Origin of the sequence: Klebsiella pneumoniae, from assembly GCF_000742135.1 — a bacterium.
GTDB lineage: Bacteria > Pseudomonadota > Gammaproteobacteria > Enterobacterales > Enterobacteriaceae > Klebsiella > Klebsiella pneumoniae.
In genome coordinates, this window is the sequence record NZ_KN046818.1 from 3029157 (window position 1) to 3042379 (window position 13223).

Below are 13223 nucleotides of genomic sequence, written 5' to 3' on the forward strand. Positions count from 1 at the left end.
ACCCTGCCCCCTGCCTGAGCCACCGCTTTATTTCTTTCGGTACTGAATCTCAACTTTTTCCTCCTTTATTTTGGCTTCAATACTTAATTCTGCGGTGGACCTGAGTAGCAGGCGTTGCAGACCGATAGGTTCGCCTGTATCCCGGCAGAAGCCATATTCTCCTTTTTCAAGCCGCATAAGCGCTGCATCATATTTCGGCAACAGGCGGCTTTCTCTGTCTATCTGTCTGAACAGCAGACGTAACTGCTCTTCACGAATGGCGATGTCACCTTCGTCACCCGTTTCTGGATTATCCTGCAGTTGTTGCTTCATCTGGTCTATATGATCAAGCACCTCCTGCCTTTCGTGGCGGATAAGCCGCCGGAAGTAGTCCTGTTGCACAGGATTCATGTAATCTTCTGGCAGCATCGCCAGGATTTTTTCTCGTTCAGCGCGGGTAGGTTTAGTCATGTCCTGTACCGATAAAATTGCGTAATGAAACGTTATAACATAACATTAACTGCCGCTGCAAAATAACCTGTTAAGCCAGCCGGGCCACTTTCGTGGGCCAGGGATCGTGGAAAATCCCCCCCTGCTGCCACCAGAGAATTTCCTCTTCAGTGAGTAAACACTGGCGCAATGCGAGGGCAAAATCGTCAATTTCGCCGCTCTCGCCAATAACAGTCAGGCGGCAGCGCCGGTCACCAAATCTGCCAGGCATTTTTGCCAGTTGCTGACGGATAGCTGCGCGTTCTTCCTTTGACAATGAATTATCAGTGTGAGTCAGGACCCCGGCTTTCCAGTAGCTTATGAATTCGAGATTGATGCTCCCTGCTGCCTGGTTCCACAATAATGCCAGGTCATCCCTTCCCGGTAGCCAGAAAAACCCCTTGCTGCGGTAAACGCCTGCGCCCATGAAGCGATGGCAGGTATCCCACAGCCGCTGCGGATGAAATGGACGGTCATCCTCAATGACCCTCCACGAAATATCGTATTTTTTATCGGTTTCATCCGGCAAAACTGCGTCAATGGCATCCTGAAGCTCATCGATAAGTAACGCCACCCGATGAAAATCGTAATCCGGCATGGAAAGCAATTCATCCAGCTGTAAATTTCCCCAGGGCACGGCCATAATTGCAACCTGGGGATTAAGGGGATGTATGGCTCTGGCTACCTCAGTAACCACATAGAAGGGTAACCGGTCGTTTTTGGTTAATAAGAGCTTATTACAGAACATAATCTGTTCTGCCAGCAGGCTTTCCACTCCCCGGGTTCCTTTATTGAGGTGCTCCTGGAAAACCGGAATAAGCTTCTTTCCACCGTCGTAGTCATCATTAAGCATGACCGTATCAACAAGAGACAAAAATGCTTTGAGACTTACCTGGGTATGTTCTCGCAGATAGCGGACCAGGGGAAGAGGATGGCTGCTACCTGAGGTTTCCAGTAAAATAAAATCCGCAGACCGTTTTTCGAGCAGGTTTTTCAGCGCGGAATCCAGCTTCTGGATCCCGCTTCTGCTGCTGATACTGTCTGCTGAAATACTCACAAAATTGTTACTGGCTGCATCAACGATTTCTGTGTTGGCTATCAGGACGCCATCCACATCAAGTTCACTCATGTCATTAACGATGACGGATACAGTCATTCGCCGTTTGTGTGCCTGTGTAAGAAGGTTTTTTAGTAGAGTAGTTTTCCCTGCCCCCAGAAAACCATTAAGGATAATGAGCGGTGTTCTTTTCATAGCATCCAGCCTTACGCCGCTAAACGTTAATGCAATCAAGTTGCAATAATACCAGCTTCCTGCCAGAATTCAAATGACATGACTCGGAGGGGAAAATATGACAACACCAGTAGCCAAAACGTATGACTGGAAGCAAACGTTGCGCACACATGGTTTGCGGGCAACGCCATCCACCCTTGCTACACTGCAGTGCCTTGAACATGCCAGCCAGGCCATGAGCCATGACGATTTAACTCAGCAACTGGGCGAGCAGGCTCCCGATCGTGTGACCCTTTACCGAATACTGGAACGGCTAATGCAGGTCAGTATTGTCCAGCGTTATACCGACTCGGCAAGAACTCAGCGTTTCGCTCTGACCCAACGGGCTGCCGTAGGACTTTTTGAATGCGATAACTGCCATCATGTTATTCCTATTGAGCAGGATCCAGCCCTGGAAGCGGCCATTGAACTGGTAAAATCACATCTCACTGGACATGGTATGACCGAACGGGAAATTACCCTTTCCAGTCATGGTATCTGTCCGGACTGTAATCGTACTATCACCAAATAATTTTTTTCTTATTCCGGACGACTGTTAATTAGCGCCAGGCGTGTTCGTGTGCTGCTATCTAAAAATAATGAGGTAAACGTAATGATTAAACTAACAAACACGCTTGGTATGCAAAAGGAGCTATTAGTTCCGGTTAAAGAGAGCAAAATCGGCATGTATGTATGCGGCGTGACGGTTTATGACCTTTGCCATCTTGGGCACGCCAGAACCTTTGTAGCTTTTGATATGATTGTCCGCTATCTGCGTTTTCGCGGATACGATGTGACTTTCGTGCGTAACATTACTGATATAGATGATAAAATTATTCAGCGCGCCCGTGATACGGGAGAGGACTGGCGCAGCCTGACAGAGCGGATGGTGCATGAAATGCACATTGATTTTGCAAAGTTAGGCATCCTGCCGCCAAACATCGAACCTCGTCCCACAGAGCACATCCCACAAATCATCAGTATGATCGAACGACTTCTGCATCGACAATTTGCTTACATTGCAGAGAATGGTGACGTCATGTTCTCCACTGCATCGGCAAAAGGCTATGGAAAGCTTTCGGGACAGGATATTACCATGCTTCGTGCCGGGACCCGCATCGAAGTGAATGAGTATAAACGCGATCCGCTGGATTTTGTTCTCTGGAAGCGGGCAAAACCCGGCGAGCCCGTCTGGCCATCACCCTGGGGTGAAGGGAGACCTGGCTGGCATATTGAATGTTCCGCAATGAACTGCCGTTACCTTGGTACCCATTTCGACATTCATGGCGGTGGTTCTGACCTGATATTTCCCCATCATGAAAATGAGATTGCCCAATCCACCTCCGCCAATGTTGGCCCTTACGTAAATTACTGGCTTCACACCGGCATGGTGACGGTGAATAAAGAGAAGATGTCGAAATCGCTGAATAACTTTTTTACCCTGCGCGATATTCTGAATCGGTTCGATGCCCAGAGTGTGCGCTTCTTCCTGCTAAGCGCACATTATCGTAAGCCGCTGAATTATAGCGAGGAGAATATTCACCTCGCGCGCGCCTCGCTGACACGGCTCTACACCGCATGCCAGTTCGCTGACGGGTCTCGATCTGAACAGCACGATGCATGGCGGGCCAGATTCTGTGAGGCAATGGATGATGATTTCAATACACCCCAGGCGCTTGCCATTTTATTTGAACTGACAAGAGAGATTAACAGGCTTTGCGGAACGAATGATGATGAAGCCGCAGCACTTGCCACCACGCTGAAAGACCTGGGGAATGTGCTGGGTTTGCTTGAACAATCAGCGGATGCCTTTTTGAAAAACCGCAGTGATCTTCATCCTGCAGAACTGCAACTTATTGAAAAGTTAATTCACCAGCGCAGTGAGGCACGACGTATGGGCAAATGGGACAAGGCCGATCGTTTAAGAAATGAATTAGCGGAGCAAGGCATTGATCTTGAAGATGTCGGCGAAAATACCTCATGGCGTATCCGATAAGTTGTCCCTCTGGATGTAAAAAATTTCAATATCAATTGTTATGTTATAACGTAATGCAAAGGGTAATTTTATGAACCAACCACGCGAAGTCGTTATTGTCGGTGCGGGTCCGGCCGGGGTGGGTATGGCGGCGCTTCTTCGTCGTAGTGCCATACAGGATATCCTGGTCGTTGACAGTCACGAAGTAGGTGCCTCCTTTATGCGCTGGCCGGAAGAAACCCGTTTTATTACTCCTTCTTTTTTTTCCAATCCGTTTGGACAACCAGACCTGAACTCTGTGACCCCTGACAGTTCATTGGCGCTTTTCTGCGGTGAAGAACATCCTGGGGGGAAAACTTATGCCAGTTACCTTAAGGTCGTACTGGATGAGTATCAGATACCCGTCATGGCTCCCGCCAGGATTGCAAAGGTTGCGTTGCTCAGTTCCGGTAATTTTATACTGACAACAGAAGCAGGAGAGAAGCTGGAAACACGCTCTTTAATATGGGCTACAGGCGAATTCCAGTTCCCGGACCGGCTGATTTTTCCTGGGGCAGATATTTGTTGCCATTACGGTGATGTGACCAGCTGGAAGGATTTCAGGAAAGGTGAATACATTGTTATAGGCGGCTATGAAAGCGCGGTGGATGCCGCTGTAAACCTGCTGGAAAATGGCTCATCGGTAAAAATGTTAACCCGCTCAGCCCCCTGGTCAGCTAACCACATCAGCGATCCCAGTCTGTCGCTTTCCCCTTATACCCGTGAGCGTTTGAACAGAGTGATGAATCACCGTCTTTTCGAAATTTATGAAGATGCGGATGTCTGTGAAGTAATCAGAATGCCCGGCCCGGGAAGTTCGTACAAAGTCCATACCACAAACGGACGCGCCTGGGCTACTGACGAGGTGCCTGTGCTTGCTACCGGCTTCCAGTGTGGCGGGGGAGCAAGGCAACTGGCTGCTTTTTTTGAATGGAATGATGATGGCTATCCGGTCTTAACGGACGAAGACTGTTCAACCTTGTTTCCCGGTTTGTACCTTGTCGGCCCTCATGTGCGGCATGCCGGTAATATTTATTGCTTTATCTATAAGTTCCGTCAGCGCTTTCCCGTCGTGGCAGAAAGTATCACGCGTCATCTGGGCCTGTCCTCTGAAGGAGTACGGGACTGGTGGGTTCTGCCTTCAGAGCCTGACTGCTGTGCCGATGAGGACTGTGCGTGCTGAGGTCCGTGTTTATGCAATCATTCGTTTTAATGGGATTAGAAAGTGCAGGAAAATCTACCCTGTTTAATATCCTGACGGAAAGTGCTGCCAGTGATGAGCGTAATTTCAGGGGATCGACCGTTGTATGTCGGGAAGGTCTCATTAATGATGCAGGGATCTGCCTGGTTGATACGCCAGGCATACGTTTTCAGAGCGACAGTGAAACCACAAAACTCGCCCTTGATGCGCTAAATCAGCATGATGGCATTCTGGTGGTTCTGCGGGCCACGCACGCTCAGCAGGAGTGGCAAACGCTCTGTCACCTCATACCGCCACAGGCAAAACACGTTGTTATACTCCTGACCTTTGCTGATAAGATCAGAAAGGGCCTTCTGGAAGTGACTGAATACCTGAGTGAAACATCAGGCGCGCCGGTACTGGCAGTCAATGCCCGGGAAGCTGGCAGCAATGTTCGCCAGGGAATAGTGCAGTTGCTGTTGCAGGATAAACCTGCACCCTCCGCTGTCTCTTTACCCCGTCAAAAGATACCGGTAATTAATCTGCTGGCTGAATTTCCTCAACAAACGATATTTGAACATCGTTGGTGTGGAAAAGTTGCTGCAATAGTATGCCTTTTCCTGCTGTTTGCCGTTCCGGTATGGGGGGCATGGCTGCTGTCAGATTTTATTCAGCCTGTCATTGACAGTGCGGTTATTCAGCCGCTTAAGAATATAACGACGAGCTGGCCCGACGTTCTGAAGACACTATTTGTCGGCAATTACGGTCTTTTTAGTCTGGGACTTTATTCGTTTGTATGGGCATTTCCTGTGGTGGTACTGATAGGGTTGTCTCTTTCGCTGACTGACGACAGTGGACTTAAGGAAAGAATTACAGCGACGCTGGATCCCTGGTTGAGAAAACTCGGCCTCAGCGGTCAGGACCTTATTCCTGTATTAAGCAGTTTCGGCTGTAATGTCGTGGCGGTTTTTCAGAGCCGTTCGTGTTCGCGATGCACCCGGCATGCTTGTATAAGTATGATTAGCTTTGGGGCCGCTTGCAGCTATCAGACGGGGGCGACGCTTTCTCTTTTTAATGCCGCCCATCAACCATGGCTCTTTATCCCCTATCTCAGTCTGCTGTTTTTCACAGGCGCAATACATACGCGCCTCTGGAACGGGTCGTTGAAGCCTGGCCAAAACCAGCGTCTGACAGAGCTCACCTGGCTACAATGGCCACGCTGGCGAAATGTGACATGGATGCTGAAAAATATCCTCCGTCAGTTCATTACGCAAGCCATGCCGTTATTCCTGATTATCTGTATTGTTGCGGGGATGCTTGATTACGCAGGGATCACTCGCTGGCTGAGTGAAACGACGGCACCTTTACTTCATCTTTTTAAACTGCCAGCAGAACTGATGCCCGGGATCATTTTTTCACTGCTAAGGAAAGATGGTTTGATGGTACTCAATCAGGATGGCGGCAGCTTAATACAGTCTCTCAGCACATCTCAGTTACTGCTACTTGTCTGGCTCGCCTCTACGTTGATGGCCTGCCTTGTCACGGTATTTACCATCGCCCGGGAAATAAACTGGCGGTTTGCAGCAGCAGTGGCGGGAAAACAGGTATTAAGTTCTCTGGTGGTGGCTCTGGTGATATCCCAGTTATTTATTCATGAGGCATAAGTATGATCCCCAAGACTTACCAGCAATGGTACCGGTGCATCACAGAAGAATGTGGAATTCCCCTGACGCAGGCATTTATTGCATCCCGTCTGGCAGTCCTTGAGTCCCAAGATCATCAGGAAACCAGACGTTTTGTCTCGCTATATGGGCAACAACATCTGAATAGTGTTGTACAGTGGTTCAAAAAAGCTGGGGAAGAATTGTTGTAAATCTGCCCCCTTTTCGCTTTCATACGAAGGCACCCGACAAATGCGGGTGCCTTCGATTCATTCTTCGAACCAGGGCTCAACAGGATCGGAATAATGCCGCCACTTTTGAGGCCCTTCTGCCATTTCTGCATCCGTTAACAGGGCGGAATCCAGTCTGTTGCGCAGTTCTGATTCATTCATATCCATTCCAATAAAAACGAGTTCCTGACGGGCATCACCAATGCCATCTATCCAGTTAGACATGATGAACTTCAGTGACTCAGCATCCTCTGGCCAACGTCCTTTCGGCACACTAGCCCACCACATGCCCCCCAGCCCCTGGCGCGCAATGCCACCTGCCTGCGACCATGAACCTGCGAATTCCGGACGGCTGGCCAGCCAGAAGTAACCTTTTGATCTGACGACTCCATCCAGCTCATTTTCCATCACCTGCCAGAAACGGGTCGGATGAAAAGGCCGGCGGGCGCGAAAGACAAAGCTGGTGATCCCATATTCTTCTGTCTCCGGCGTATGTTCGCCCCGGAGTTCTTTAAGCCAGCCGGGTGCCTGAGCGGCCTGCTCGAAATCAAACAGCCCGGTATTAAGTATGTTGCCCAGCGGAACCTGTCCAAACTGTGAAACAACGATTCTGGCCCGTGGATTAAGCGAACGTAAAATCGCCATCAGTTTTTCTTTTTGCGCTTCACTGATAAGGTCAACTTTATTAAGGACCAGTACATCACAGAATTCAATCTGATCGATCAGCAAGTCAACAACGCTCCTTTCATCACCTTCACCTAACGATTCTCCGCGTGACTGAATGCTGTCTTCCGAACCGTAGTCTTTCAGAAAATTGTACGCATCCACCACAGTGACCATGGTGTCAAGGCGGGCCACCGTCGAAAGGCTTTCACCGTCATCGCCCGCAAAGGTAAATGTTTCAGCAACAGGCAGAGGCTCAGATATACCGGTGGACTCAATGACAAGCTGATCAAAACGCCCTTCTTTTGCAAGACGATTAACTTCGAGAAGAAGATCTTCGCGCAATGTGCAGCAAATGCAACCGTTGCTCATTTCTACCAGTTTTTCATCAGTCCGGGAGAGTTCTGCACCACCTTCCCTCACAAGGGCAGCATCAATATTCACCTCAGACATATCATTAACAATGACAGCAACACGACGGCCTTCCCGGTTGTTCAGAATATGGTTAAGCAGTGTCGTTTTCCCTGCTCCCAAAAATCCCGAAAGTACGGTAACCGGCAGGCGTTTATCGCCATGAAAATTTGCACTGACTTCGGACATTGCCTTACATCTCCTCAGATATTCGTTGTGTTCGGATTAACCAGGATCGTTGAGCACGGTTAGCTCATCGCCTTTAATGGCGTTGTAAAAACAACTCCGCCGACCTGTGTGGCAGGCTCCACCTTTTTGATCCACAAGCAGTAGTACCGCATCTCCGTCACAATCCAGACGGATATCATGTACTTGCTGAACGCAGCCGGAGGTCTCACCTTTTCGCCAAAGGCATGATCGGGATCGCGACCAATAACAGGCTCTGCCAGTCAATAAGGTTTCATCAAGAGCCTGTTGATTCATCCAGGCAAGCATCAACACCTCTCCAGTGTCATATTGCTGTGCAATCGCAGCGATCAATCCATGAGAATCCCAGGGTATTGATGCCAGGATATCTTCAAGTTTAAAAACTGCACCTGCATGGGCTTTTTCCAGTAAGAGAAACATTGGCACCTCACTTATCATGTGTTATGATATAACGTAACAATAAAATTTGCCAGTTCTTCTTTCCTTACATGGCACGATCAAAACATCAGTAGATTTCCATCGTTTCAGGACAAGAAAAGATAACATCGCTTGAAAATTACAGGAGGCCCGGTGAGTAATAGCCCATATTCTCTAAGTACAAGGGACACTGCATTATCGTCTACGGATTGTTCCGGGCGGAGAGAGCTGATTGAGAGTAAGAAAATACGAATCACACCGCTCCGGGAGAGAGTTTATAATTTCGTCAGTCATGCTAAAGAAAAAGGCATTAGCGCATACCAGATACTGGAATTAATGAAGAAATATAATCCGAATGCAAAACCGGCTACGGTTTATCGTTCTCTGAATTATTTGCAACAGGCAGGGATTATCGTAAAAATAGAATGCTGTAGCAAATTTATCAAAAAAAATAATTTATCCTCTGATGTTGTGACTATTTTTTTGATTTGCTCAAACTGCGGAACAATAATCCAACATACTGACCACCTCATTCACACTTACATTGAGAAAAAAGCAATAGATTATGGTTGTGCTGTACAAAAAAAAGATATTGAAGTTAAAGTAATTTGCCCTGATTGTCGAGGAAAGGGTTAAATCACCAATACGAATAATCATTGAAATCGAGTCAGGCGATAAATAAATTTAAAATATCTAAAAGCCATCACACTATTACCTGACTCTATAATAAATATAACCGTCAACAAGGATTGTCGGTTGCTTTCATAATTGGCGTCAACAACCTCAACCTTCAGAATGAATAAAAGACATCAGAGCCTTATTTTTCTGTCTTATATGTGCTTAACAGGCCGTATTTCTGGACGAATTTCGTGCGAGTAACATGATAATAAACAACCCTCCAATGCCCGCCGTAATAATGCCAATTGGTAGTTCCTGCGGTGCCAGTATCGTCCGGCTGACTATATCGCCGCCACACAGTAATATTGCACCCCAGACGCCACACAAAGGTAACAACAACAGATGCTTAACGCCTGCAAAATGCCGACACAGATGAGGCACCATTAAGCCAACAAATCCAATCACGCCGGTTAATGCCACCATCAACGATGTTGCCAGTGCGCAACAAAGAAAAATCTCGATGCGCAGACGACTCACGTTAATCCCCAGCGACAACGCTGTCTGTTCTCCTGCCAGCACACCATCCAGAGAGCGCCACCGTAACAGGACAAAAGCAAACAGCAACACCAGGCTGAACACTGCGAAAGGCAAATTATTCCAGGTGGCTAATCCCAGACCACCCAGTGACCAGAACAGCACAGAGCTGGCAGCTCGCTGATCGCCCGAAAAAATGAAATAACTGGTCAGCGCCCCGAACAAAAAAGAGATGGCAAGACCGCAGAGAATTAGATGCTCAGCTCCGCGTTGCTTTTTAAAATGAAACAACAGCATTACTGCTATGGCGGAACACACACCACCAACAAACGCCGATACGGGGAGCGTTAATACACCAAGTCGATCACCAAAACGGGTGATCACCAGCACCGCCCCCGCTGACGCGCCGGAGGATAGCCCGAACAAAAAAGGATCGGCCAGATCGTTACGGGTGGTAGTTTGTAACAACGCCCCTACCATTGCCAGTCCCGCCCCTGTCAGCACAGAGAGCAACATCCTCGGTACGCGTAAATCCGTCACAATTCTGCTGACCATGGCAGATACCGGCTCATCCACCAGCTTCAGTGCTCCCAGCACCTGCATTAGCGACAGTGAGACTGTCCCTCTGGTAATACTGAATAACATCAACCCAATCAGCACTACCATGGCTCCCCACATCGCCCAGTGATAACGGTACGACATGAGCATCACTTCGCCGTTGACGGGTACATCGCCCGCGCGAGTTTTTCCACCGCATCAACGTTGGCAGGCCCCGGTGTCAGTTCAGCATATTGTAATTTCAGGTATCGATGATGCTGAACAGCCGGAGTCAGTTTCATTAACGGATGATTCTCAAGAAAATGACGCAGTGCATCCGCACCGCTGCCCGTCTGCTAATCCAACAAAATAATGAAGTCCGGCTCAGTAGCGGCCACGCTTTCCCAGGAAGTCGTTCCCCAACTGGTATCCACCGCCTCCATTACATTTTTACCACCAGCCGCCTCAATTATGGCCGTAGGCATCGCATATTTACCACTGGTAAACGGTTTATCCTCGCCTGAGTCGTAGACGAACACCTTTAAAGGACGGGTACCTGCCGCTGGCTTCGGCAGTTCATTCAACCTCTTTTTCCAGCCGCTGACCAGGGACTGTGCGTCATTGCGCTTGCCAAAAATCTTACCCAGCGTGAGGACATCGTTATACAGCAGATCCATGGTGGCTTTATTTTTGTGCGCTGTGGTGAACACACAGCTTTCACTCAGAACAAAAGTCTTGATGCCATATTTGCTTAGCGTATCCGGCGTCACTTCGCCACCCACCTTCATCCCATAGTTCCAGCCAGCGAAAAAGAAATCAGGTTCGGCTGCCAGCAATGTTTCCAGAGTGGGATATTTGGGTGCCAGTTCTGGGATCGAGCCCATCGCCTTTTTAAATTCCGGCGTCATTTTGTACCAGCCACTAATACCAGTCAGCCCAACAATACGATCCTGTAAATGCAGTGCAAACGCCATTTCTAACATATTAAGGTCGTTGATAACAGCCCTTTTCGGCGGACCGGCGAATGTGACAGGAGTCCCACAACTTTCAATAGTAACAGGAAAATCAGCAGCACTGGCTACTGAGGCAGACAGTACCGCCAGCAGGGATATAAACAATTTTTTCATCACTGACTCTCAGAAAGTAATTTATGCACAATGCGGAACTTCAAAAATACGCAACGCCTTTCCTGTATGGGGATGCGGTACGGTAAAACTGGTCAAGCCAAAGATGGGATAAAGGTATTCTGATACCAATACCCTCTCCGGTGTGTCACAGATCACTGATTGCCCCTGCGCCAAGAGGAGAACACGGTCAGCAAATGATTCTGTCAGTGTCAGATCGTGCAATACCGCCACGACGGTAATTCCCTTGGTTTTTACAAGGGAAAGCAGTTCCTCGCGCCCGGGAGGATCGAGATGATTGGTGGGTTCATCAAGCAATACCAGGTCGGGCGTCTGTGCCAGTCAGAGGAGCCAATTTTCTGTTTTCATGCTTCCTTGCGAATCCTTATCTGATGTTGATTCAACAGGTTAGTGTGAAAACTCTTCCCGGTGCATTTTGATTTTACCCTACGCATCGGGAAAAATTGGTGGTCAAATCTGGGGTCAGGTTAGTTCGATAATGGAGTGACCCCCATATGTCCCTTACCGACGCGAAAATCCGCACCCTCAAGCCTTCTGATAAACCCTTTAAAGTCTCCGATTCCCACGGTCTGTATCTGCTGGTCAAGCCGGGTGGCTCCCGCCACTGGTATCTCAAATACCGTATTAGCGGTAAAGAATCCCGCATTGCGCTGGGTACCTATCCAGCCATCTCCCTGTCTGATGCGCGACAGCAACGTGAAGGTATCCGTAAAATGCTGGCGCTGAATATCAACCCGGTACAGCAGCGGGCTGCTGAACGTGGCTCACGAACACCGGATAAAGTTTTTAAAAACGTGGCGCTGGCGTGGCATAAAAGTAACCGAAAATGGTCGCAGAACACCGCTGACCGTCTGCTTGCCAGCATGAACAATCACATCTTTCCGGTCATTGGCAACCTGCCTGTATCAGAACTTAAACCCCGTCATTTCATTGACCTGCTGAAAAGGATCGAGGAAAAAGGTCTGCTGGAAGTTGCGTCCCGCACGCGGCAGCACCTGAGTAACATAATGCGCCATGCGGTTCATCAGGGGTTAATCGATACGAACCCGGCAGCAAATCTTGGCGGCGTGACCACACCTCCTGTCAGACGGCACTATCCTGCCCTGCCACTGGAGCGGCTGCCTGAACTGCTTGAACGTATTGAGGCATATCATCAGGGCCGTGAACTGACGCGGTTGGCCGTCCTGCTGATGCTGCATGTGTTCATTCGCTCCAGTGAACTGCGTTTCGCCCGCTGGTCAGAGATTGATTTCACAAACCGAGTCTGGACGATACCCGCGACGCGAGAACCCATTATTGGCGTGCGTTATTCCGGCCGCGGGGCCAAAATGCGAATGCCGCATATCGTACCCCTCTCAGAACAGTCCATCGCCATTCTGAAACAGATTAAGGATATCACCGGTAATAATGAACTGATCTTCCCCGGCGACCATAACCCGTATAAGCCAATGTGTGAAAACACGGTCAATAAGGCACTGCGGGTGATGGGTTACGACACGAAAAAGGATATCTGCGGTCACGGCTTCCGGGCAATGGCATGCAGTGCGCTGATGGAATCGGGTTTATGGGCAAAGGACGCAGTAGAACGCCAGATGAGTCATCAGGAGCGCAATACCGTGCGCATGGCTTATATTCATAAGGCAGAGCACCTAGAAGCCCGCAAAGCGATGATGCAGTGGTGGTCGGATTATCTGGAAGCATGCCGAGAATCTTATGCACCGCCTTATACAATTGGTAAAAATAAGTTTATCCCATAGTATACTAACGAATCCCACACTCTGGCAAATTACCACCACCTCTACAGGAGGTGGTTCTATATAGACTTTTATCAACTTCATGACGAAAAACACCTATTTTATCCAAAAAGA

General features: G+C 48.7%; 11 protein-coding genes and 2 pseudogenes. 6 read left to right on the forward strand and 7 right to left on the reverse strand.

What is annotated here, in order from left to right; translation table 11 throughout:
* Positions 1-27: 27 nt before the first annotated feature.
* Complete coding sequence (dksA, locus tag DR88_RS11195; protein WP_004150576.1) at positions 28-450, reverse strand: RNA polymerase-binding protein DksA; 423 nt, start codon at positions 448-450, stop codon at positions 28-30.
* A gap of 70 nt (positions 451-520) precedes the next feature.
* Positions 521-1720, reverse strand: a complete 1200-nt coding sequence (locus DR88_RS11190; protein WP_004150577.1) for a CobW family GTP-binding protein — start codon at positions 1718-1720, stop codon at positions 521-523.
* Between the two features lie 97 nt (positions 1721-1817).
* On the opposite strand from DR88_RS11190, the gene DR88_RS27410 reads away from it, so the two are divergent.
* From DR88_RS27410 to DR88_RS11170, 4 genes are all read left to right on the forward strand, one after another.
* Complete coding sequence (locus tag DR88_RS27410; RefSeq protein ID WP_000211298.1) at positions 1818-2270, forward strand: Fur family transcriptional regulator; 453 nt, start codon at positions 1818-1820, stop codon at positions 2268-2270.
* Between the two features lie 81 nt (positions 2271-2351).
* Positions 2352-3734, forward strand: coding sequence for a cysteine--tRNA ligase (gene cysS, locus DR88_RS11180; RefSeq protein ID WP_025862258.1), 1383 nt, complete (start codon positions 2352-2354; stop codon positions 3732-3734).
* 70 nt (positions 3735-3804) lie between these two features.
* Positions 3805-4935, forward strand: a complete 1131-nt coding sequence (locus DR88_RS11175) for an NAD(P)/FAD-dependent oxidoreductase (RefSeq protein ID WP_032105442.1) — start codon at positions 3805-3807, stop codon at positions 4933-4935.
* An 11-nt stretch (positions 4936-4946) separates the two neighbouring features.
* Positions 4947-6596, forward strand: coding sequence for a nucleoside recognition domain-containing protein (locus tag DR88_RS11170; RefSeq protein ID WP_032105444.1), 1650 nt, complete (start codon positions 4947-4949; stop codon positions 6594-6596).
* Positions 6597-6862: 266 nt separating this feature from the next.
* Here DR88_RS11170 and zigA read toward each other — a convergent pair whose 3' ends face one another.
* Positions 6863-8086 carry a zinc metallochaperone GTPase ZigA gene (zigA, locus tag DR88_RS11160; protein ID WP_000005768.1) on the reverse strand — a complete coding sequence of 408 codons (1224 nt, stop codon included), beginning with the start codon at positions 8084-8086 and terminating at the stop codon, positions 6863-6865.
* Between the two features lie 36 nt (positions 8087-8122).
* Positions 8123-8524, reverse strand: a complete 402-nt coding sequence (gene hisI / locus DR88_RS0126145; protein WP_016530997.1) for a phosphoribosyl-AMP cyclohydrolase — start codon at positions 8522-8524, stop codon at positions 8123-8125.
* 150 nt (positions 8525-8674) lie between these two features.
* Here hisI and DR88_RS28275 point away from each other — a divergent pair, with 150 nt between their 5' ends.
* On the forward strand, positions 8675-9157 hold the full coding sequence (locus tag DR88_RS28275; RefSeq protein WP_004150583.1) for a Fur family transcriptional regulator: 483 nt from the start codon (positions 8675-8677) through the stop codon (positions 9155-9157).
* Positions 9158-9361: 204 nt separating this feature from the next.
* Here DR88_RS28275 and DR88_RS11155 read toward each other — a convergent pair whose 3' ends face one another.
* From DR88_RS11155 to DR88_RS28285, 3 genes and pseudogenes are all read right to left on the reverse strand, one after another.
* Positions 9362-10381 carry a FecCD family ABC transporter permease gene (locus DR88_RS11155; RefSeq protein ID WP_000930220.1) on the reverse strand — a complete coding sequence of 340 codons (1020 nt, stop codon included), beginning with the start codon at positions 10379-10381 and terminating at the stop codon, positions 9362-9364.
* Positions 10381-11337, reverse strand: a pseudogene (locus DR88_RS11150) (ABC transporter substrate-binding protein). Before DR88_RS11150 ends, DR88_RS11155 begins: the two are co-directional and overlap by 1 nt.
* 21 nt (positions 11338-11358) lie before the next feature.
* Positions 11359-11676 (reverse strand): annotated as a pseudogene (locus DR88_RS28285) (ATP-binding cassette domain-containing protein); the annotation flags it as partial.
* 173 nt (positions 11677-11849) lie between these two features.
* Here DR88_RS28285 and DR88_RS11145 point away from each other — a divergent pair.
* Entirely contained in the window at positions 11850-13112 is a 1263-nt protein-coding gene (locus DR88_RS11145) for a tyrosine-type recombinase/integrase (protein WP_004150586.1), read from the forward strand.
* Positions 13113-13223: the final 111 nt, after the last annotated feature.

What these genes read in the sequence shown, in the direction of transcription:
- dksA (WP_004150576.1), bottom strand. Translation starts at nt 450, where the DNA reads ATGACTAAACCTACCCGCGCTGAACGAGAAAAAATCCTGGCGATGCTG.
- DR88_RS11190 (WP_004150577.1), bottom strand. Translation starts at nt 1,720, where the DNA reads ATGAAAAGAACACCGCTCATTATCCTTAATGGTTTTCTGGGGGCAGGG.
- DR88_RS27410 (WP_000211298.1), top strand. Translation starts at nt 1,818, where the DNA reads ATGACAACACCAGTAGCCAAAACGTATGACTGGAAGCAAACGTTGCGC.
- cysS (WP_025862258.1), top strand. Translation starts at nt 2,352, where the DNA reads ATGATTAAACTAACAAACACGCTTGGTATGCAAAAGGAGCTATTAGTT.
- DR88_RS11175 (WP_032105442.1), top strand. Translation starts at nt 3,805, where the DNA reads ATGAACCAACCACGCGAAGTCGTTATTGTCGGTGCGGGTCCGGCCGGG.
- DR88_RS11170 (WP_032105444.1), top strand. Translation starts at nt 4,947, where the DNA reads ATGCAATCATTCGTTTTAATGGGATTAGAAAGTGCAGGAAAATCTACC.
- zigA (WP_000005768.1), bottom strand. Translation starts at nt 8,086, where the DNA reads ATGTCCGAAGTCAGTGCAAATTTTCATGGCGATAAACGCCTGCCGGTT.
- hisI (WP_016530997.1), bottom strand. Translation starts at nt 8,524, where the DNA reads ATGTTTCTCTTACTGGAAAAAGCCCATGCAGGTGCAGTTTTTAAACTT.
- DR88_RS11155 (WP_000930220.1), bottom strand. Translation starts at nt 10,381, where the DNA reads ATGCTCATGTCGTACCGTTATCACTGGGCGATGTGGGGAGCCATGGTA.
- DR88_RS11145 (WP_004150586.1), top strand. Translation starts at nt 11,850, where the DNA reads ATGTCCCTTACCGACGCGAAAATCCGCACCCTCAAGCCTTCTGATAAA.